The 18,849-nt window shown below is 66.5% G+C and carries 20 protein-coding genes; 11 read left to right on the top strand and 9 right to left on the bottom strand.

Going from position 1 to position 18,849, the window contains the following annotated elements:
* Positions 1-6: 6 nt before the first annotated feature.
* The 3 genes from A9D12_RS00340 to A9D12_RS00330 all read right to left on the bottom strand — a co-directional run bounded on the left by A9D12_RS00340 (position 7) and on the right by A9D12_RS00330 (position 2,167).
* Positions 7-756, bottom strand: coding sequence for a thioredoxin domain-containing protein (locus tag A9D12_RS00340; protein WP_068348524.1), 750 nt, complete (start codon positions 754-756; stop codon positions 7-9).
* A 98-nt stretch (positions 757-854) separates the two neighbouring features.
* Complete coding sequence (locus A9D12_RS00335) at positions 855-1,631, bottom strand: thioredoxin domain-containing protein (protein ID WP_068348520.1); 777 nt, start codon at positions 1,629-1,631, stop codon at positions 855-857.
* Positions 1,628-2,167 carry a DUF721 domain-containing protein gene (locus tag A9D12_RS00330; protein WP_231889657.1) on the bottom strand — a complete coding sequence of 180 codons (540 nt, stop codon included), beginning with the start codon at positions 2,165-2,167 and terminating at the stop codon, positions 1,628-1,630. The genes A9D12_RS00335 and A9D12_RS00330 overlap by 4 nt, the downstream gene beginning before the upstream one ends.
* Before the next feature lie 29 nt (positions 2,168-2,196).
* Between A9D12_RS00330 and A9D12_RS00325 the strand changes: the two genes are divergently transcribed.
* Positions 2,197-3,240, top strand: coding sequence for an A/G-specific adenine glycosylase (locus A9D12_RS00325; protein ID WP_068348514.1), 1,044 nt, complete (start codon positions 2,197-2,199; stop codon positions 3,238-3,240).
* On the opposite strand, the gene A9D12_RS00320 is transcribed toward A9D12_RS00325, so the two are convergent.
* A complete protein-coding gene (locus tag A9D12_RS00320; protein ID WP_068348511.1) occupies positions 3,237-3,458 on the bottom strand; it encodes a hypothetical protein in 222 nt (73 codons plus the stop codon). The two genes, A9D12_RS00325 and A9D12_RS00320, sit on opposite strands and share 4 nt — an antisense overlap.
* 112 nt (positions 3,459-3,570) lie before the next feature.
* Here A9D12_RS00320 and A9D12_RS00315 point away from each other — a divergent pair, with 112 nt between their 5' ends.
* The 3 genes from A9D12_RS00315 to A9D12_RS00305 are packed head-to-tail and all read left to right on the top strand — an operon-like array spanning position 3,571 to position 6,469.
* Complete coding sequence (locus A9D12_RS00315) at positions 3,571-4,890, top strand: serine hydrolase domain-containing protein (protein WP_068353256.1); 1,320 nt, start codon at positions 3,571-3,573, stop codon at positions 4,888-4,890.
* Complete coding sequence (nudC, locus tag A9D12_RS00310; RefSeq protein WP_082925300.1) at positions 4,890-5,789, top strand: NAD(+) diphosphatase; 900 nt, start codon at positions 4,890-4,892, stop codon at positions 5,787-5,789. The genes A9D12_RS00315 and nudC overlap by 1 nt, the downstream gene beginning before the upstream one ends.
* Positions 5,786-6,469, top strand: a complete 684-nt coding sequence (locus tag A9D12_RS00305; protein ID WP_068348508.1) for a DsbA family oxidoreductase — start codon at positions 5,786-5,788, stop codon at positions 6,467-6,469. The genes nudC and A9D12_RS00305 overlap by 4 nt, the downstream gene beginning before the upstream one ends.
* Positions 6,470-6,479: 10 nt before the next feature.
* On the opposite strand, the gene A9D12_RS00300 is transcribed toward A9D12_RS00305, so the two are convergent.
* The 3 genes from A9D12_RS00300 to mgtE form a co-directional block, all read right to left on the bottom strand.
* Positions 6,480-7,361, bottom strand: coding sequence for an alpha/beta hydrolase (locus A9D12_RS00300; protein ID WP_156522748.1), 882 nt, complete (start codon positions 7,359-7,361; stop codon positions 6,480-6,482).
* A 47-nt stretch (positions 7,362-7,408) separates the two neighbouring features.
* Positions 7,409-7,801, bottom strand: a complete 393-nt coding sequence (locus A9D12_RS00295) for a DUF1489 family protein (RefSeq protein ID WP_068348505.1) — start codon at positions 7,799-7,801, stop codon at positions 7,409-7,411.
* An 89-nt stretch (positions 7,802-7,890) separates the two neighbouring features.
* A complete protein-coding gene (mgtE, locus tag A9D12_RS00290; protein ID WP_068348502.1) occupies positions 7,891-9,351 on the bottom strand; it encodes a magnesium transporter in 1,461 nt (486 codons plus the stop codon).
* A gap of 101 nt (positions 9,352-9,452) precedes the next feature.
* Here mgtE and A9D12_RS00285 point away from each other — a divergent pair, with 101 nt between their 5' ends.
* From A9D12_RS00285 to miaB, 3 genes are all read left to right on the top strand, one after another.
* Positions 9,453-9,914: a peptidylprolyl isomerase gene (locus A9D12_RS00285; RefSeq protein ID WP_068348499.1), complete on the top strand. Its 462-nt coding sequence runs from the start codon at positions 9,453-9,455 to the stop codon at positions 9,912-9,914.
* Between the two features lie 28 nt (positions 9,915-9,942).
* Positions 9,943-10,878, top strand: a complete 936-nt coding sequence (locus A9D12_RS00280) for an alpha/beta hydrolase family protein (protein WP_068348496.1) — start codon at positions 9,943-9,945, stop codon at positions 10,876-10,878.
* Between the two features lie 202 nt (positions 10,879-11,080).
* Positions 11,081-12,421 (top strand): tRNA (N6-isopentenyl adenosine(37)-C2)-methylthiotransferase MiaB, encoded by a 1,341-nt coding sequence (gene miaB, locus A9D12_RS00275; protein ID WP_068348493.1) that lies wholly within the window; start codon positions 11,081-11,083, stop codon positions 12,419-12,421.
* On the opposite strand, the gene A9D12_RS00270 is transcribed toward miaB, so the two are convergent.
* The gene (locus tag A9D12_RS00270; RefSeq protein ID WP_156522747.1) at positions 12,418-13,263 is read right to left on the bottom strand and encodes a hypothetical protein; all 846 of its coding nucleotides are present in this window, start codon (positions 13,261-13,263) and stop codon (positions 12,418-12,420) included. The two genes, miaB and A9D12_RS00270, sit on opposite strands and share 4 nt — an antisense overlap.
* Positions 13,264-13,557: 294 nt before the next feature.
* Between A9D12_RS00270 and A9D12_RS00265 the strand changes: the two genes are divergently transcribed.
* A complete protein-coding gene (locus A9D12_RS00265; protein WP_068348486.1) occupies positions 13,558-14,607 on the top strand; it encodes a PhoH family protein in 1,050 nt (349 codons plus the stop codon).
* 16 nt (positions 14,608-14,623) lie between these two features.
* Here A9D12_RS00265 and A9D12_RS00260 read toward each other — a convergent pair whose 3' ends face one another.
* Complete coding sequence (locus A9D12_RS00260; RefSeq protein ID WP_068348483.1) at positions 14,624-16,090, bottom strand: globin-coupled sensor protein; 1,467 nt, start codon at positions 16,088-16,090, stop codon at positions 14,624-14,626.
* A 317-nt stretch (positions 16,091-16,407) separates the two neighbouring features.
* Here A9D12_RS00260 and ybeY point away from each other — a divergent pair, with 317 nt between their 5' ends.
* The 3 genes from ybeY to A9D12_RS00245 all read left to right on the top strand — a co-directional run bounded on the left by ybeY (position 16,408) and on the right by A9D12_RS00245 (position 18,823).
* Entirely contained in the window at positions 16,408-16,887 is a 480-nt protein-coding gene (gene ybeY / locus A9D12_RS00255) for an rRNA maturation RNase YbeY (protein WP_068348480.1), read from the top strand.
* Between the two features lie 87 nt (positions 16,888-16,974).
* Complete coding sequence (locus A9D12_RS00250) at positions 16,975-17,844, top strand: hemolysin family protein (RefSeq protein WP_231889656.1); 870 nt, start codon at positions 16,975-16,977, stop codon at positions 17,842-17,844.
* A gap of 94 nt (positions 17,845-17,938) precedes the next feature.
* On the top strand, positions 17,939-18,823 hold the full coding sequence (locus A9D12_RS00245; protein WP_082925586.1) for a LysR substrate-binding domain-containing protein: 885 nt from the start codon (positions 17,939-17,941) through the stop codon (positions 18,821-18,823).
* Positions 18,824-18,849 lie beyond the last annotated feature (26 nt).

The following is an 18,849-nucleotide window of genomic DNA, read 5'->3' as shown; positions in this document are numbered from 1 at the left end:
GATCGATCAGCGTGCGCCGGCGCGCTGCAACTGGGGTTCGATCAAGGCCCAGGTCGTGCCTTCGACGCGGTTGCCGTTGAGGAAGAAGGTCGGGGTGCCGGTGACCTTGTCCTTGGTGTTGTTGGCTTCGACCTGCTTGACCAGCGCCTCGATCCGCGGCGCATCGGCAAGGCAGGTGCGCGCCTGATCGGCGGAGATGCCGCGCGCGGCGAAGAATTCGATCAAGCCGGTCGCCTCGGCAATCGCGGCAAAGCGCTGGCCGATGGGCAGCGCGCCTGCCGCCTCGACCGCCTGCGGATTGCCCTGAAGCCCCTGGAAGACCGCGGGCAGGTTTTGCCACACCTGGTCCGAGAGCGGCTGCATCTGTTCCTTCGCGCCGCAGGTGGCAAGCCCGGCGATCACCACGTCATAGGGGTTGAGGAAGGTCTGACGCTGTTCGAAGCTGACCACGCCGCTGGCGACATACTTGTCCTTCAGCGGCTGCTTGCCGGTCTGCGAGAATTCGGCGCAGTGCGAGCAGGTGTGCGAGGCATATTCGACCAGCTTCAGCGGCGCATCGGGGTTGCCGATCATGTAACCGCCTTCGGGCGTGACGGTGACGGTGTCGGCCCATTTGGTGCCCGCAGGCGCGGCGACCGCGGGCAGCGCCTCGCCGGCGGGCTGCGCGCCATCGGCAGCGACATCATCGCCGCAAGCGGCCAGCATCAGCGGGGCGGCGGCGAGCAGCGGAAGCGAAAACAGGCGGGTCAGTTTCATCGAAAGCAATCCTCGGGAGTGGTGACAGGCCGGGTATCGGCCCGCAGATGAGATTGGGCAAGCATGCACGGCGCTGTTTTTCGCCGCGATTGGCGTTCTCAGCGCGAGCCTTGCACGGGCGCGGTAGGCCCGGCGGCAAAGCGGGCGGACAGCACGGGGTAGAGCGCCTCCCACCCGTGGACGCCATCGAGCAGCTTGTCGTCGAGCGCGAAGCTCGGCGTGCCGGTGACGCCGAAATCGGCGGCGTCGGCATCGGTGTTGGCGCGCAGCCGTGCGGCGGCAGCATCATCGGCAAGGCAAGCGTCGAGTTCGGCAACCGATTGCCCGCGCGCAGCAAGCAGCGCGGTCAGCCCGAGCGCGTTGGCGGCGTTGATCCGGCCAGCCTTGTCGCCGCGCTGCCAGAGTTGCTGTTGGCTGACCGGCGCGCCGCGCGCCTTGGCAAGCCAGGTCGCCTGATTGAGCATCAGCGCCTTGTGCCGTTCCTTGAAGCCCGACGGATCGCCGCACTGGGCAAGCAGCGTTGCCGCCACGTCGACCCCGTTGCGGATGAAGGAGCGCACTTCGAGCGTCATCTTGCCCGGTTGCAGCAGCACGATTTCCAGCGGCGCTTCGCCGCGCGCGGCAAAATCGGCGCAGTGCGGGCAGGTGTAGCTGATGAATTCGATCAGCTTTGTCTCGGCCTCGGGATTGCCGATCGTGTGGCCGCGTTCGGTGCGCACGGTCGCTGCGCCCCAGTTGCCGGGATTGTCCTGCTCGGCAAAGCTGCTGCCCGGCTGCGACAGGCCCTGCGGTGCCGGCGCGGGGCGGGTTTGCGCAGTTGCGGGCGCGGCGGCGAGGATCAGCGCGGTGGCGGCAAGTAGAAGCGGCTTGATCATGACGGGTCGTGGTCCTGTGATGGTGCAGGTTCGTTGTCGGACAGGCTGCGCGCGAGCGATTCGAGCACGGTGCGCAGTTCCGGATCGCCGATATCGCGCAAGCTGTCGCCCAGTTCCAGCGGGATCGGCTTTAGCGATGGCGGGGGCTTGGCCGGGCGGTCGGTGTCGGGCGGGGTGACGGCCCCCTGCCGCAGCTTGACGCGGGCGACCGCGCGGTAGCCGAAGAAGCGGTTGACGCGTTCGATGATCTCGGGCGCGACCTGCTCGATCAGCGGGGCGTGCGCGGGCACCACCACCAGTTGCAGGATGCCTTCGGCCTTTTCGCCGGGGGGGAAACGGATCGCTTCGGGGCTGCACACGCGCGCGTGGCGCGGGCCGACGATCTCGGGCCAGCGGGTGACCACCTGCGACTGGACGAAACCGAAGCGCCGGAACGCGGTGCGTCCGATTTCGGGCATCAGATCGCCGATCGCCTTCGCGCCTTGGCCGCGCGGGCGGGTATAGGGTCGGGGGGTGTTGGACTTACCGCTTTTCATGGATTGGCCCGCCATGCCATAGGCGCTGCGTGACTGCCAGCATCTCCGACAATCTGCTTGCGTGGTATGACCGCAATGCCCGCGATCTGCCATGGCGCAATCCGCCGGGCCGCGCGCTGCCCGGTGATCCCGCATGGCCTTACCGCGTGTGGCTGTCCGAAGTGATGCTGCAGCAGACCACGGTCGCGGCGGTGAAGCCCTATTTCGCCAAATTCGTCGAAACCTGGCCCGATGTCGCCGCGCTTGCCGCAGCATCGGACGATGACGTCATGGCGGCATGGGCGGGGCTGGGCTATTACTCGCGCGCCCGCAACTTGGTGAAATGCGCGCGCGCGGTGGCGGCTCGGGGCGGCTTTCCTGCAACCGAAGCGGAACTGCGCAAACTGCCGGGGCTGGGCGACTATACCGCCGCTGCGGTCGCCGCGATCGCGTTCGGGCGCCGCGCGGTGGTGGTCGATGCCAATGTCGAGCGGGTGGTGGCCCGCCTGTTCGCGATCGACGAACCGCTGCCCGGCGCGCGGCGTGCGATCCGCGCGGCGGCGGACAGCATCACGCCCGCGGCGCGCAGCGGCGACTTTGCGCAGGCCCTGATGGATCTGGGCAGCCACGTCTGCACCAGCCGTGCCCCGCGCTGCCTGATCTGCCCGCTGGCGGCCGATTGCGCCGGACGCCTTCAGGGCGCGCCCGATCAGCTGCCGGTCAAGCCGCCCAAGAAGGTCGTGCCGCAGCGAACCGGGACTGCGTTCTGGATCACCCGCGCGCGCGGCAAGGAGGTGTGGCTGGTAACGCGCCCCGCGCAAGGCATGCTCGGCGGGATGCGTGCGCTGCCCGATGATGGCTGGAGCGCGCAAGCCGACGGCAGCGGCAAGCCGCCGCTGGCGGGCGATTGGCAAAGGCTTGGCGCGGTCCGTCACGGCTTCACCCATGCGCATCTGACGCTCGAAGTGCGCCGCCTCGACACGCTGTCGCGCCCGCGCGGCGAGGGGCAGTGGTGGCCGGTCGAAAAGATCGCCGAAGCGGGGCTGGCGACCCTGTTTGCCAAGGCCGCCGCGCTCGCGCTCGCGAAAGCTTAAATCACGCCGCCGCCCAGCGTCAGCCGCACCGCCGCAATCAGCAGCACGACCAGACAGAAATTGCGCCCGCCGTTTGACGACGACAGCGCGCCCAGCACCACGCCCACCACGATCAGCGGCAGCGCGAACCAGTTGCCCCAGCCCAGCAAGGGGATCTGCGACGGGATGACGATGATCAGGCTGATGAGGCCGGTGAGATAGGCAAGGATATTGAGCATGTGTCTTATATGGGTAAGGCACCTGATAATTGCAACATCTGCCAGCGATTGACGGGGCTTCCTGCCTGCCGCAGACAGTCGCCAAGACCAGCCTTTGCGGAGAATGCGCCTCATGCCTGCCGAAACCCTTGCCGCTTCACACCTTTCGCGCCGGTCGCTGATGCGGTTCAGCGCGCTGTTTGCCGGCGGTGCGGCGCTTTCGGGGCTGCCGTTCGGGCGAATGGCCTTTGCCCATGACGTTTCCGAAAGCTGGACCAATGTCGCCGCGCTCGCCGACAAGTACGTGTCCAGCCGCAAGCTGGCCAATCTGATGGTGACCTTCGGCTGGGGCCAGCAGCCCCACGCGCACACCGTCGGCGGCGGCACGCTGTCGCTGTCACGGCCCGAACAGGTCGATGGCGATTCGCTCTACCGGATCTATTCGATGTCGAAGCCGATCACCGGGATGGCGACGATGATCCTGATCAGCGAAGGCAAGCTCGGCCTCGATCAGCCGCTGCACGAAATCCTGCCCGCGTTCCGCGACATGCAGGTGCTGGTCGATCCCGAAGGCGCGCTCGACAACACCGTGCCCGCCGACAAGCCGATCACAATCCGGATGCTGCTGACGCACACCTCGGGCCTCGGCTACCAGATCATCAGCAAGGGGCCGCTGCAAAAGGCCTATAACGAGGCCGGGCTGGTCGGCGGCCGGGTGAGCCGGATTCCGATCCCCGGGATCGAGCCCGTCACGCCCGCGCCCGGTCTTGCGGTGTGGGCCGACCGGCTTGCCGAATTGCCGCTGATGTATCAGCCCGCGACCAAGTGGAGCTATTCGGCCTCGATCGACCTCCTCGGCCGGGTGATCGAAGTGGTCAGCGGGATGGAATTCGAAGCCTTCCTCAAAGCGCGCATCTTCGATCCGTGCGGGATGACCAGCACATGGATGCAGGTGCCTTCCAGCGAAGCGCACCGCCTGACCGACAATTACGGGATCGTCGGCGGGATTCCTTTCCCGATCGATCCGGGGGTCAATTCGATCTTCCTCGACGCGCCCGAAGTGCCTGCGGGCGGCGGCGGGCTGGTGTCGAGCCCGAAGGATTACGACCGTTTCCTGCGGATGCTGCTGGGGTATGGCACGATCGACGGCACATTCGTGATGAGCGAGGAAGCGGTGCGCGTGGGCGCCTCGAACCTGCTGCCTGCGAGCGTCGATACGGCGGGCAGCTGGATCGCGGGCGAAGGCCACGGCGCGGGCGGTCGGTCCAAGGGCGGGCAGTTCGGCTGGGGCGGGGCAGCCGGCACGCTTGGCGCGGTCGATTTCGATCTCGGGCTGCGCTCGGCCCTGTGGACGCAATACATGCCGTCCGAAGCTTACCCGATCCGCGATGAATTCATGGCCGCGATGCAGAAGGATATCGGCGCGCTGCACCACGCAAAGAAGGCCGCCTGATGCACGGAGCTGCCGATGCTGCCGGGGCGATGATGGCCTTTTCGGGCTCCCCGCTCGACCGGGCGGATCATATCCGCGTCGACAATGACGCGCTGGCGGGCCTGATGAACTGGCGCGCGCGGGTGCTGTTGATGGACGGGCTGCTGCCGGGCGTCGACGATATGGGCGGGCTGGTGTGGGGCAGCCTTGCCGATGTGCCGCAGGACGCCGAACTGGTGTTCTTGGGGATGCTCGATGGCAAGGCGCATTTTGTCCCCGTTCCGGGCGAGGGCGCGGATGGCCCGGCCTATGCGATGCCGCGCGCATGGCAGCTTATGACGCAGCTCTCGCCCCCCGATCTGGCGATCTATGGTGGGGCGCGCAGCCTTGCCGATTGGCACGCGCGGCACCGCTTCTGCGCGCGCTGCGGGTCTGCGACCAAGCTGGTCAAGGGCGGCTGGCAGCGGCACTGCGACAATTGCGGCGCGGACCATTTCCCGCGCACCGATCCGGTCACGATCATGCTGGTCGAGCATGAAGACCGCCTTCTGCTGGGCCGCCAGCCGCGCTTCCCGCCGAAGATGTATTCTGCGCTCGCCGGATTTGTCGAGCCGGGCGAGACGATCGAGGAAGCCGTGGCGCGCGAAATCCACGAGGAGGCGGGCGTGCGCGTGCGCGATGTGCGCTACATCGCCAGCCAGCCATGGCCGTTCCCGAGCCAGTTGATGATCGGCTGCACTTCGGTCGCCGACGATCCGACGCTGACCATCGACACCACCGAGCTCGAAGACGCACGCTGGTTCACCCGCGAGGAATTGCAGGCCGCGCGCGCGGCGGGCGAGGCGGGGACCGACCTGCTCTACTTCCCGCGCCCCTTCGCGATTGCGCATCATCTCGTTTGCTGGTGGCTCGACCGATGAACGCTCCGCAGAAACTCACGATCGACATTTATTCGGATGTCATGTGCCCGTGGTGCCTGATCGGCTACGGCCAGCTGACCAAGGCGCTTGAGGAACTCGACGGCGAGATCGCAGGCGTGATCCGCTGGCGACCGTTCGAGCTGAACCCCGACATGCCGCCCGAAGGTGAGGAGCAGGAGGCCCACCTCCAGCGCAAATACCGCCGCCCTGCCGAAGAGGGCGCGAAAATCCGCGGGCAGATGAAGGCGATCGCCGAGCAGGCGGGCGTGTCGCTGGCTTATGAGGGCGAGGGCGAAGCGCCGCCCGCGATGATGTGGAACACGCGGGACGCGCACAAGCTGCTGGCCTTCGCGCTCGAACAGGCGGGGCCGGAGACGCAGACCGCATTGAAGCTCGCGCTGTTCCGCGCCCATTTCAACGAGCGCCGCAATCTCGGCGACCGCGCAGTGCTGCTCGATATCGCGGCAGCGGCCGGCCTCCACCGCGCGGCGGCGAAGGCCGCGCTGGACGATCCCGATCTCGAAGAGCGCGTCGTCGCCGAAGAACATCAGGCGTGGGACATGAACATCTCGGGCGTTCCGGCGATGATCGTCGAAGGCAAGTTCCTGATCCCCGGCGCGCAGGGGCCCGAGGTTTACGTCAACGCATTGCGCCGCGTGGCGGAAAAGACGCGGGGCTGAGCGGCAACGGCTAGCGGCGCCTGATCGTCACCATATCGCTGCTGGCTGCGGCATCGAAGCGCGCAACGGCCTTCGCATCGCCGAGCACGCGGCCCATCAGGAAATCGTCCATGAGCGCGGCCACGGCATCCCAACCCGGCTGCGTGCCGCCCGCAAATTCGTGCGTTGCGCCCGCCACGACCAGCGCGGTGCGATCGCCTGCGGGAAGCTGGTCGAAATAGATCAGGTGCGATGCCGGGTCGTCGGCAAAACCGGGCACCTTGTCCGCATCGCCCGTGACCAGCAGGGTCGGCACCGTGACCTGAGCAAAGGCGCCGGGCGCGCTGGTCAAAGGCGGAATCGGACCGGGGGAGGAAAACATCACCACCGCCTTCACGCCGGGAATGGCGCCGGGGATCATGCCGGCAAACGCGCCTGCCCCGATCAGCGAAGTGAGCGACCCGTAGCTGTAACCGACCTGCGCCACCGGGAGCGCCGGATAGCGCGCTGCGGCAAGCCCAGCAGCCGCCTTCATGTCGGCGATCCGGGTCGCCAGCGCAGCACGCAGATCGGTGCGGCGCTCGGCGGGAAGGGCGAGCGAGTCGGTGTGGGTCGGCGCGATGATGGCAAAGCCGCGCGCGGTCAGCCGGGCATTCAGCACGCGCGTGGCGAGCGGATTGCTGTTGCCGCCGTGCGACAAGAGGATCACGCCGCGCGGGGCGGCAGGCGCGATGATGGTCACGTCGATCACGCGGCCATCGGGGGCCGTCAGGGTGGTGGTGGAAGTGGCCGCTCCGGCCAGCGCGGTGCTGCGGGCATCGGGCACTGCATCCGTCTGCGGCGCTGTCATGCAGCCGCCTGCCAGCAAGGCCAGCGGCCCCAACCACAATGACGAAAGCGGCATGCGTCTCATGAACAATTTCCCCCTGATTTGCATGGGCTTTACGCCCCGCGATGCGCTTACACCAGCCCCAGCCGCTCCAGCTTCATTGCCAGCTTGCCGGGCAGCGCATCGCCGATGTCCTCGCCCTCGGCGACGTCCTTGGGGGCCTTGTCCTCGGTCAGATAGCGCCAGCCCTGATGCGCGCGCTTGGCGATCTGGTGGACGCGGATCAGCTTGGGCTCGAGCATGATGTCCCAGCGCCCGTCCCTGGTCTTCTCGAACCCGATGATCGGCGAGCGCGCAACGATCGCGTGGTTGATGATCCAGTAGAGCGACCCGCCCGCGCATTCCTCGAACCGGGTGGGGCGGTTGCGCGTGGTCAGCGCGATCGGTTGCCGCCCGCTGATCCGGCTGGCGAGCTGGTCGTAGCTTTTCGCTCCGAAGGCGATCTTGGTCAGGTGCAGCGGCATCGCGCCAATGTGGGCCGGCACACCGCGCGATCAAGCGATGGCGCGCGCTGCGTCCACAATAATGCGTATCGCCCGCCCACCGGCAGCCGTCAGAGCGAAGCGAGCCCCAGCGCGACGGCGAGGCCGAGAAAAGCGAAAAACCCCATCGAATCGGTGATCATCGTCACGAACACCGAGGATGCGACCGCCGGGTCCTGATCCAGCCGCTCGAAAATCACCGGCACCAGCACGCCGGCAAGTCCCGCAACCGCGATGTTGATGATCATCGCGAGCGCGATCACCACCCCCATCATCGGGGAGAACAGGAAGCCTGCCGCCAGCCCGATCAGCACCGCGATCGTCCCGCCGTTCAAAAGCGCGACGCGAAACTCGCGCCACAGGATGCGGCGCGTGTTCGACCGGGTGAGCTGGTTGGTCGCCATCGCGCGCACCGCCACCGCCATCGTCTGCGTGCCCGCATTGCCGCCGATGCTGGCGACGATCGGCATCAGCACCGCGAGCGCGACCAGCTGTTCGATCGCCGCGCCGAAGAAAGCGATGATCGTGGATGCCAGAACCGCCGTGCCCAGATTGGCGATCAGCCAGCGCACGCGCGCGGCATAGGCTTCGCGGATCGGTTCGTTGATGTCGCCTTCGCCTGCGCCCGACAACAGCAGCGCGTCCTCGCCCGCTTCCTCGGAGATGATGTGGACGATATCGTCGACCGTCATCTGCCCGACCAGCCGCCCGCTTTCGTCCACCACCGCAGCCGAGATCAGCGCGTATTTCTGGAACATCAGCGCGGCTTCTTCCTGATCCATCGTCACCGGGATCAGCGTCTGGTCGCGCTTCATCACATCGGTCAGCCGGACATTGCGCGGGGTGGTGAGCACCCATGAAAGCGCGCAGGTGCCGACCGGATGGTGGCGCTCGTCGATCACGAAAACCTCGAAGAAATCGTGGCTGAGATCGCCGTCCTCCCGCAGGTAATCGATGAGATCGCCGACGGTGAGATGTTCGGGCACCGCCACAAAATGCCGGCTCATCAACCGGCCGGCGGTTTCCTCGGGATAGGCGAGCGCGGAGGACACCGCCTCGCGGGTTTCGGGCTCCAGCTCGGCCATGACCGCAGCCTGATCGGCGGCGTCAAGGTCCTCGATCAGCTGCACCGCATCGTCGGTGTCGAGCTGCTGCGCGATGGTGGCGACGGCCTGCGCGGGCAGCGCTTCCATCAGGTCTTCGCGGACGTAATCGTTCAGCTCGGCGATCACGTCGCCGGTCATCAGGTCGCTGATCGCGGCAGCGAGCTGCGCGCGTTCGCCGGGCGCGAGCAGTTCGATCAGGTCGGCGATGTCGGCGGCGTGGAGCGGTTCGACCAGATCGTAGACCGCGCCCTTGTCGCCCGCTTCCAGCGCATCGTGCACCGCGCTGACGAAACGGGGCTTCAGGCGGTTTTCCTCGTCGTGGCGTTCGTCGTCGACCCGGTCGTCAGGACGCACCTCGGCATCGACCGCTTCCGGGCCGGAATCAGCGATCAGCAGATCGTCGTCGAGGAGATGGTCGTCGGCCATACGAGGCGTTTACGGGTGGGAGGGACAAAAGCAAGCGGGGGGAGGGTGACAGCCGCGCATTGGCTGCTAAAAGCGCGGGCAAATTCACGCAGGAGATACCAATGGCCGAAACCCTCACTTTCACGCTCGACAATGGCGACGGCGCCCAGAACGATGTCGTCATCAAGCTGCGCCCCGATCTTGCCCCAGGCCACGTCGCGCGCATCACCGAACTGGCGCAGGAAGGTTTCTATGACGGGGTGATCTTCCACCGCGTGATCGGCGGCTTCATGGCGCAGGGTGGCGATCCGACCGGCACCGGCATGGGCGGCAGCGACAAGCCCGATCTTGCGGCCGAATTCAACGCCGAACCCCACGTCGAAGGCGTGTGCTCGATGGCCCGCGCGCAGAACCCGAACAGCGCGAATTCGCAGTTCTTCATCTGCCTCGATGATGCGCGCTTCCTCGACAAGCAGTACACCGTCTGGGGCCAGGTGACGAGCGGGATGGAACACGTCCACGCGATCCCGAAGGGCGAACCGCCGCGCAATCCGGGCAAGATCGTCAAGGCGACGGTCGCCTAAGACTTAACGGATACAGGGGGAGGTGCGCATGAAGAACATTGCCGCGGGTTTTGCCGCTTTGCTGCTGTCGGCTTGCGCCACCTTCCCCGATATTTCGCAAGGGCGATCGCCCTGCCAGATGGAGCCGGGCGGCTGGTGCGCCTTCGTGCGCGAGGCGGCGGTCGATGCCTTCCCCTATGCGCTGGCGGCGACCAACGCCTATACCGGCGATGAAGACCTGTTCGAAAAGCCGGGCCGGGTGCTGCAGCGTGTGCCGCGCATCCCGATTGCCGAAGGCGATGCGGACAAGGGCTTCGATTACCAGATCTTCAACCAGTACGAACGCGGCAGCGGCGCCAATGCCGACCGCAAGCCCGTGGCGCGGATCATCGCGTTCCGTGGCACCGACATGAAGAGCCTTGCCGATATCTTCTACGGGACGCTGCGCGATGATCAGATCGAGCTGGCGCTGCGCTATTACGAGGCGGAAAAATCGCGGCTGGGCACCGATGTGCCGTGGGTGGTGACGGGCCATTCGCTTGGCGGCGCGCTCGCCACCGAAGTCTCGGTCGCGCACCCCGAGGTGCAGGCCTACATGTTCAACACCTCACCTTTCTATCGCAGCGAAGTGCGCGCCAATGCGTTGAAGCGCGTGGTCTTCAACGAACGCGGCGAAGTGCTGCGCCGCTTCGCCCGCTCGGTCGAGCCGCCTGCGGCCAATGTCTACACGATCAATTGCGAACCGCGCAAAGGCGGTCTGGCAAAGCACGCGGTGCGCCCGCTGGCCGACTGCATCACGTGGATCGCCGCCTATGACAGCACCGACGCGCACGAAGTGGTCAAGGCGAACGGCATCACCAAGCCTTTTGTCGAATGCGGGCAGGAAGACCAGAACCACCCCGGCCCCGGTTTCCGGCCGACGGGGCCCTGCGTCCACAACAGCCTGCGCCGCGAGGAGCAGAGCCAGCGCGGCCGGTCGCGTTAGAGCAGGCGTGCGGGCCGAGCGCGGCGGGGTGAAAGCTGACCCCGCCTTGCCGCGGTCTAGAACGGTCTCGACCCGCGCCTGACCCCCTCCAGACCCGCTTCAGCCCGGTCTTGCACCCGTGCTGCGCGCATGTTTCACGTGAAACACCGCGTTTCCGCAGCCGTTGAAGGCGCGCAGGATCGGGGCTAAGGGCGGCTGTGTCATGAGACCGCAACCCCCCATCATAACCGCACCCAAGACCTACCGGGTCAAAAGCTACGGCTGCCAGATGAACGTCTATGACGGCGAGCGTATGTCCGAAGTCCTCGCCGCACGCGGGATCGTTCCGGCAGGCGAGGGCGAGGACGCCGATCTGGTGGTGCTCAACACCTGCCATATCCGTGAAAAGGCGGCGGAAAAGACCTATTCCGACATCGGCCGGCTGGCCGCGGCGGGCCGCGAAAAAGGGCGCTCGCCGCTGATCGCGGTGGCGGGCTGCGTCGCGCAGGCGGAAGGCGAGGAAATCATGGCCCGCGCGCCTGCGGTAAGCATCGTGGTCGGCCCGCAGGCCTATCACCGCCTGCCCGAAATGCTCGACAAGGCGGCAAAGGGCGAGCGTGCGACCGACACCGACATGCCCGCGATCGCCAAGTTCGACGCGCTGCCCGAGCGCCGCAAACGCTCCCCCAGCGCGTTCCTGACGGTGCAGGAAGGCTGCGACAAGTTCTGCACCTATTGCGTCGTTCCCTATACCCGCGGCGCGGAAATCTCGCGGCCTTTCAGCCATCTGGTGGCCGAAGCGGGGAAGCTGGTGGAGCAGGGCGCGAAGGAGATCACGTTGCTCGGCCAGAACGTCAACGCCTGGGCGGGCGAGGACGAGAAGGGCCGTGCTGCGGGGCTGGGCGGGTTGATCCGGCGGCTCGCTGCGATCGATGGTCTGGAGCGCATCCGCTACACCACCAGCCATCCCAACGACATGGCTGACGACCTGATCGCCGCCCACGGCGAGGTCGACAAGCTGATGCCCTATCTCCACCTGCCCGTGCAGGCTGGCAGCGACCGCGTGCTGAAAGCGATGAACCGCCAGCACACGGCGGAAAGCTATCTGAAAATCATCGAGAAATTCCGCGCCGTCCGGCCCGATATCGCCATATCGGGCGACTTCATCGTCGGTTTCCCGGGCGAGAGCGAGGCCGAGTTTGCCGAGACGCTGAGCATCGTCGACGAAGTGCGCTACGCCCAGTGCTTCAGCTTCAAATATTCGCCGCGCCCCGGCACCCCCGCCGCCACGCTCGAAGGGCAGATCGCGCCCGAAGCGATGGCCGAGCGGCTCCACCGTCTGCAAACGCGCCTGGCCGAGCACCAGCACGCCTTCAACCGCGCCAGCGAGGGCAAGGCCTGCACGATCCTGATCGACCGCAAGGGCCGCAATCCGGGACAATGGCTGGGCAAATCGCCGTGGCTGCAATCGGTCTGGATCGATGCGCCCGCCGCGATCGGCGACATGGTCAGCGTGACGCTGGCCGAGGCGGGGCCCAATTCTCTTAGGGGCGTTCCGGCCTAATCTTCCTGTGACGCATCCCCGCGCGCGCTGTCCACCACAGCCACGCGCAGGACTTCCCTGGCCAACGAGCCGGCCGGCATGCGATAGAGCGCCTTCAGATAGGCGCGGTCAAAGCGGGTCATGGTCTGCGGCGCGCTGGCAGGCGCGGCGAACAGGGTCATGATGGTGCGCGGCGCATTCGCTTCGGCCTCAGCCACATCGACCTCGCCCGTCGGAGCGAGCAGCCGCAGGCTGGCATAGTCTGCGATCTGCACAGGGGTGAGCCCGGTAACGGCGGCATTGTCTACCACCACCAGCGCTGCCAACATATCCTCGCGCGTCAGCCGGCTGAGGCGGCCCATGGCGGTGACGTTGTTGGTCGGCTGATCATCGGGCATGACCTTGGGTATCGCCTGTCCGCTCGCTGCCGTGGTCTCGCTCGCCTGAAACACATAGACCGGATCGCGCGCACCCAGAACCGCGTCGATTTTGCGCTGGCTGAGGCCGGCAAAAATGCGCTTGCCGCTCTTGCGGATATCTACCAGCTGCGCATGGGCATCATCCGAAAGGGTGAGCAGCGCGTTGGTCTTGCACCCGCGCCCGCGCACCCGCACTCCGGCGCGGCGGGCATTGTCGATGATCCGTTCGGCTATTTCCTTCCCCAGCGCTATGTCGCCAGAGGCGACCATCAGGCATAGTGGCTGCTCGAACCGCGCGAGCGGGCGATCGGCGCGGGGTCGACCGGCAAGATCGCGGGCAAGATCGGTAAGCGCCTTTTCATCCTGCGGCCTTTCGCCTTCAACTATAATCGGCGGCGCAGGGGCCTCCTGCGCGACAAGCGGGGCCGCAGCAATGGCCGCCAAGCCCAGTAAGCCTGCCCCGGCCATCACGGTGCAGCCACGCTCCGACAGGATATGGCAGGGATGGCGGGATTCTTCACGGATGGGGGCTCCTTCGCCGGGAAATCAACATCTTGCGGATGAATGAGCGATGAATCCAGGTCGCCGCAATATAGGCCCGAATCTGCGCGGTTTGCGGCGTTTGCGTGACTATCCACCGCGATTGCGCGCCCATCTGCTTGCTATCCCCGCGCCCCCGCTTACCTTTGCGACTCAAGGGCCGAGGGATCATCCTTCTGCCGCAGACAAAGGAACTGAATGGGCCGACGACCCTCCCGTGCCGGACATCCGGCGCTCTCGCCCGATCCGCGCGGCATCCCTGCACCGCGGCGTGCGCGCATCGATCTGACCTTCGAGAACCAGGCGTTGCTCGGCCCGCTGTTCGGCCAGTTCGATGCCAATCTGGTGCAGGTCGAAAACCGGCTCGGGGTCTATATCCACGCCCGCGGGCACCAGGTGGTGATCGAAGGACCGGAGGACGATGTCGCCCGCGCGCGCGAGACGCTGAAGACGATGTATGACCGGCTCGCCCGGGGCGAGGCGCTGGACAGCGGGGCGATCGAAAGCATGATCGCTATGTCGAACGAACCCACGCTGGAAGGCATCATCTCGGGCGATGACGGCGCGCCGCCGATCATGATCCGCACGCGCAAGAAAACCATCGTGCCGCGTTCCGCAACGCAGATCGACTACATGCGCAGCCTTGCGAAGGACGACATCATCTTCGCGCTTGGGCCGGCGGGCACGGGCAAGACCTATATCGCGGTTGCACAAGCAGTCAGCCAGCTCATCACTGGCAGCGTCCAGCGGCTGATCCTGTCGCGCCCTGCGGTCGAAGCGGGCGAAAAGCTCGGCTTCCTGCCCGGCGACATGAAGGAGAAGGTCGACCCCTATCTGCGCCCGCTCTACGATGCCCTGAACGACTGCATGCCGCCCGAACAGGTCGAGCGCCGGTTGGCCAATGGCGAGATCGAGATCGCGCCGATCGCCTTCATGCGCGGGCGCACGCTCGCCGACAGCTTCATCATCCTCGACGAGGCGCAGAACACCACGCGCGAGCAGATGAAGATGTTCCTCACCCGCTTCGGCCAGAACAGCCGGATGGTGATCTGCGGCGACCCGCGGCAGGTCGACATCCCCGGCGGCCCGCGGATGAGCGGACTGAACGACGCGGTCGAGCGGCTAGAAGGCGTCGAAGGCTTCGGCACGATCCGGTTCAGCGCCGCCGACGTGGTGCGCCACCCGATCGTGGGCCGGATCGTCGAGGCTTACGAAGGCGGCGGCGAGGGCGATCAGGGGCTCGCCTGAACGCCGCCTGGTCCGGTCAGCCGACCATCCTCAGCCCCGCTGCGATACGGCGCGGCGCGTCGCCATGACCGGCACCATGCCTGCTCTCGTCCGAAGCGACTTCGAACGATCCCACGGTCTGCCACAGCCCGTCGGCCTCGCTCGCCAGTGACGAGGCCGCCGCAGTGCATTCCTCGGCCATCGCGGCGTTCTGCTGGGTCGAACGGTCGATGTCGCCGACCACATTGTTGATGTGGGCGAGGCTTTCGGACTGGGCCTCGGTTGAGACCGCGATGGTTTCGACCGTGTCGGTCAGCGCTGCGATGGCCTGAGTGATGGCGTCGAAGGCATCGCCGCTGCGCCGGACGAGATCGACCCCGGACGAGACATGCGCGCTGGTGCCGCTGACCAGCGCCTTGATCTCTTCGGCCGATTGCGAACAGCGCAGCGCCAGTTCGCGCACCTCGTTGGCGACCACCGCGAAGCCCCTGCCGGCTTCGCCCGCGCGGGCCGCTTCCACGCCGGCGTTGAGGGCCAGCAGATTGGTCTGGAACGCGATCGAATCGATCACGCCGATGATGTTGGTGACTTCCTGACTGGAGCGCCGGATCTGATCCATCGCGTCCACTGCCTGGGCGACGATCTTCGCCCCGTCTCCGGCGGTGGCATTGCTGTCCCTGATCGCGGTTCTGGCGCTGTTGGCCTGTTCGCGGGTTTCGCACACGCGCTCCAGAACCTTGCCCACGGCGGCGGCCGCCTCTTCGAGATTGGCGGCCTGTTCCTCGGTGCGGCGGGCAAGATCGTTGGAGGCATACTGGATCTCGCTCGATCCGGTCGAGATCGCTTCGACCCCGGCGACCACTTTGCTGATCGTGTCGTGCAGCGCGGCGACGGTGGAATTGAAGTCGGCAGCGACCTTGGCATATTCGGGCGGCAGATCGACCGCGTCGATGTTGAGCTTGCCCTCCGCTAGCCGGGCCAGTGCATCGCCGAGCACGGTGTTGAGCGAATTGACCTTGGCGCTGATGTCGAAAAAGTAGGACGACAGGGCGATGTCCATGTCGAGCAGCGACACCTTGACCAGCGCGGCGATGCGGCGGGCCTGCCTGCGCTTCCACGGCAGATGGCGCTGCCAACCGGGCGCGACCATGTGCCTGATCAGTTCGTCGAGGATCCGCGCATAGCTGCCGACATACCACTTGGGTTCGAGCCCGATGCGCGCATGCACGCCGCCGATCTGGTTGGAGCGTTCGAGAAAGGCATCGGTCAGCCCGTCGGTGAAGGCGCCTGTCCAGTGGCGCGCCTGCGCCGCGCGGGCCTTGGCCATCGATGCGGGGGAGAGGAACTTGCCGGCCAGTTCGTCGCGCGACTGGACCTCGCGGTAGAAGCCTTCGAGCGTGCCTTCCATCACCTTCGAGATGGAAGCGGACACGCTGGAATAGATGGGATCATGCGCTTCGAGCCCGTAATAGCCCAGGCGCTCGGTAAGATTGGTGTTTGTCATGGATGATGCTCCGACGGCAACGAAGTGCCAGACCGCTTTGCAGTGCATGGCGGACCGAACTGCGTGCGGCGGGCCGCCCGCGGGTGCGGGGGGCGGGCCGGAAAACCTGTCCTTGCGGGAGCTGGTTTCATCACTCTGTCCAAGTCCTGCGGCCCACGCCGCACGCCGCGAGATGCGGCACGATCGGGAGGCACCATGGCACGCAGATATTAAGTCGCCGGTCGCGCCGTCTAGGGATAGTCCCGCAGCACGCCTGCGTGGTGGTTTGCGCGCAGGGCCGTTCCTTGCGCGCCCGTTCCGCGCTAAGGCGCTGCGCCATGACGCTTGATATCGACATCGAAGACTGGCCGGAAGGCGATTGGGAGGCGCTCGCCACCCGCGCGGCGCAGGCCGCTGCCGAAGGCGAGCCGCTGCTCGCGCACCCGCGCCTCTCCGCCAGCGTGCTGTTCACTTCGGACGCGGAGGTCCACGCCCTCAACCGCGAATGGCGCGAGCGGGACAAGCCCACCAACGTCCTCTCTTTCCCCATGCTCGAACGCGAGGAACTCGCCGATCTCGCGCCCGATGGCCCGCCCGAAATGCTCGGCGACATCGCGCTGGCGCACGAAACCTGCGCGCGCGAGGCAGCGGAGAAGGGCGTCACGCTCGAAGCGCACGCCGCGCATCTGATCGTCCACGGGCTGCTGCATCTCGCAGGCCACGATCATGTCGATTCCGACGAACAGGCCGAAGCGATGGAGGCGCTGGAAACCGCCATACTTGCCAAACTGGGCATCGCTGACCCATATGGCGACTGACCAGCAACAGGAGCCCCAACCAAGGCCATGGCCGATTCCCATTCGTCTGCCCCCCTTTCGGGAGATGCGGACAGTAGCAGCGGACTGATGTCCGCGCTTCGCAAGATGCTCGGCCTTGAGGCCGCACGTTCCTTGCGCGAACAGCTCGAAGAAGCGATCGACGAGCACGAGGACGAGAACGGCGGCGAGGCCGGGGATGGCCGCAGCGGGCCGGACGGCGACCTGTCGCGCGTGGAGCGGCAGATGCTGCGCAACCTGCTGCATTTCAGCGACCACGATGCCGACGATGTGGCGGTGCCCCGCGGCGAGATCATCGCGGTCGACGCTTCGATCAGCTGGGACGAAATGATCGCCGCCTTCTCGGAAAACGGCCATTCGCGCATGCCGGTCTACCGCGACACGCTCGATAGCGTGATCGGGATGATCCACATCAAGGATGTCTTCCCCTTCCTTGCCAACGGCACGCCGCCGCCGGCCGACTGGACCACCCTGATGCGCCAGCCGCTTTATGTGCCGCAGGCGCGCGGCGCGCTCGACGTGCTGGCGGATATGCGGTTGAACCGCGTCCATCTGGCGATCGTGCTCGACGAATTTTCGGGCACCGACGGGCTGATCACGATCGAGGATCTGGTCGAGGAAATCGTTGGCGAGATCGAGGACGAGCACGACGAGACGCCGCAGGAACTGATCACCCCGATCGGCGAGGGTATGTGGGATCTCGATGCCCGCGCCGAGCTTGACGATATCGCCCAGAAGATCGACCCGCGGCTTGCCGAGGTCGAGGAGTCGGTCGACACGATCGGCGGGCTCGCCTTCGTGCTGGCCGAAGCGGTGCCGGCGGTCGGCACCGTGCTCGAACATCCCAGCGGCTGGTGCATCGAAGTGACCGCAGGCGACGAAACGCATGTCACCCGACTGCGGCTGCATCCGCCTGTGGCGGAGGAAGAGGTGCAGTAGGCGCAACTTTTCGCACCTACCCACAATTTTTCTTCGATTTTTTGCATCCGATCATGCGTCCGGGCGTATCTCATGTCACTGAGGAGATATGAAAATGCCCGCACGCCGCTTGCCGCCGCTCCGCGCCCTTGAAGCCTTCATGCGCACCGTGCGGCTGGGTTCGGCGCGCGCGGCGGCGGAGGAAATCGGGCTGAGCCCTTCGGCATTGTCCCGGCGGATCAGCAATCTCGAAGAATTCGTCGGCAAGAAGCTGTTCACTCGCGCGCGGCAATCGATGCAACTCACCGACGAGGGCCAGGCCTTCTACGAAGCGGTTAATCCGCATATGGAGGCGCTGACCCGGGCGGTCGAAAGCCAGTCGGACAATATCGCACTGCTCCGCCTGCGATTGGGCGTGCTGCCGATGTTCGGCAGCCAGCGCCTGTTCCCGCGGCTGGGCGAATTGCGCAAGCGCCACCCGCTGCTGCACATCGACATCGACACCGCGCCGCATCTGGAAGACCGCGTGGGCGATACGCTCGATGCCGCGATCATCCTGTCGCGCGGCCCGGCGAGCGGGCTGCATGCGGTGCGGCTCGATCACAACCTCGTCCACGCGATCTGTTCGCGCGAGACCGCCCGCGCGATCGGCACCGATATCGTGCCCGAGGTGATGACCAAGCAGACCTTCCTGATCCACAACGAACTGCCCGAAAGCTTTCAGGCGTGGAAGAAGGCCAACGGGCTCGACGCGATGGATCCGGCGGCGATCGACCATTACGATTCGGGCGCGCTGATGCTCGAAGCCGCCGCGCAAGGGCTGGGCATCGCGATCATGCACGACGATCACCTGCGCCGCGCGAACGACAACCGGCTGGTCAATCTGCCCGGTGCGCCGGTCGAAAGCCCCTATTCCTATTGGTTCGTGTGCAAGCCGGTCGCGCTCGAAAGCCGCCCGGTGCGGATCTTCCACGATTGGCTGGTGCGCGCCGGACTGTAACGCTCGGCCGCAGCCGCGCGCTGGCG

This window comes from Erythrobacter neustonensis (assembly GCF_001663175.1).
GTDB lineage: Bacteria > Pseudomonadota > Alphaproteobacteria > Sphingomonadales > Sphingomonadaceae > Erythrobacter > Erythrobacter neustonensis.
The sequence above is the reverse complement of the archived record's forward strand: the minus strand, read 5'-3'. Positions and strand labels throughout refer to the sequence as shown.

Bases quoted from the DNA above. Each gene is read 5' to 3' on its own strand.
- A9D12_RS00340 (WP_068348524.1), bottom strand. From the start codon at position 756: ATGAAACTGACCCGCCTGTTTTCGCTTCCGCTGCTCGCCGCCGCCCCG.
- A9D12_RS00335 (WP_068348520.1), bottom strand. From the start codon at position 1,631: ATGATCAAGCCGCTTCTACTTGCCGCCACCGCGCTGATCCTCGCCGCC.
- A9D12_RS00330 (WP_231889657.1), bottom strand. From the start codon at position 2,167: ATGAAAAGCGGTAAGTCCAACACCCCCCGACCCTATACCCGCCCGCGC.
- A9D12_RS00320 (WP_068348511.1), bottom strand. From the start codon at position 3,458: ATGCTCAATATCCTTGCCTATCTCACCGGCCTCATCAGCCTGATCATC.
- A9D12_RS00315 (WP_068353256.1), top strand. From the start codon at position 3,571: ATGCCTGCCGAAACCCTTGCCGCTTCACACCTTTCGCGCCGGTCGCTG.
- nudC (WP_082925300.1), top strand. From the start codon at position 4,890: ATGCACGGAGCTGCCGATGCTGCCGGGGCGATGATGGCCTTTTCGGGC.
- A9D12_RS00305 (WP_068348508.1), top strand. From the start codon at position 5,786: ATGAACGCTCCGCAGAAACTCACGATCGACATTTATTCGGATGTCATG.
- A9D12_RS00300 (WP_156522748.1), bottom strand. From the start codon at position 7,361: ATGAGACGCATGCCGCTTTCGTCATTGTGGTTGGGGCCGCTGGCCTTG.
- A9D12_RS00295 (WP_068348505.1), bottom strand. From the start codon at position 7,801: ATGCCGCTGCACCTGACCAAGATCGCCTTCGGAGCGAAAAGCTACGAC.
- mgtE (WP_068348502.1), bottom strand. From the start codon at position 9,351: ATGGCCGACGACCATCTCCTCGACGACGATCTGCTGATCGCTGATTCC.
- A9D12_RS00285 (WP_068348499.1), top strand. From the start codon at position 9,453: ATGGCCGAAACCCTCACTTTCACGCTCGACAATGGCGACGGCGCCCAG.
- A9D12_RS00280 (WP_068348496.1), top strand. From the start codon at position 9,943: ATGAAGAACATTGCCGCGGGTTTTGCCGCTTTGCTGCTGTCGGCTTGC.
- miaB (WP_068348493.1), top strand. From the start codon at position 11,081: ATGAGACCGCAACCCCCCATCATAACCGCACCCAAGACCTACCGGGTC.
- A9D12_RS00265 (WP_068348486.1), top strand. From the start codon at position 13,558: ATGGGCCGACGACCCTCCCGTGCCGGACATCCGGCGCTCTCGCCCGAT.
- A9D12_RS00260 (WP_068348483.1), bottom strand. From the start codon at position 16,090: ATGACAAACACCAATCTTACCGAGCGCCTGGGCTATTACGGGCTCGAA.
- ybeY (WP_068348480.1), top strand. From the start codon at position 16,408: ATGACGCTTGATATCGACATCGAAGACTGGCCGGAAGGCGATTGGGAG.
- A9D12_RS00250 (WP_231889656.1), top strand. From the start codon at position 16,975: ATGTCCGCGCTTCGCAAGATGCTCGGCCTTGAGGCCGCACGTTCCTTG.
- A9D12_RS00245 (WP_082925586.1), top strand. From the start codon at position 17,939: ATGCCCGCACGCCGCTTGCCGCCGCTCCGCGCCCTTGAAGCCTTCATG.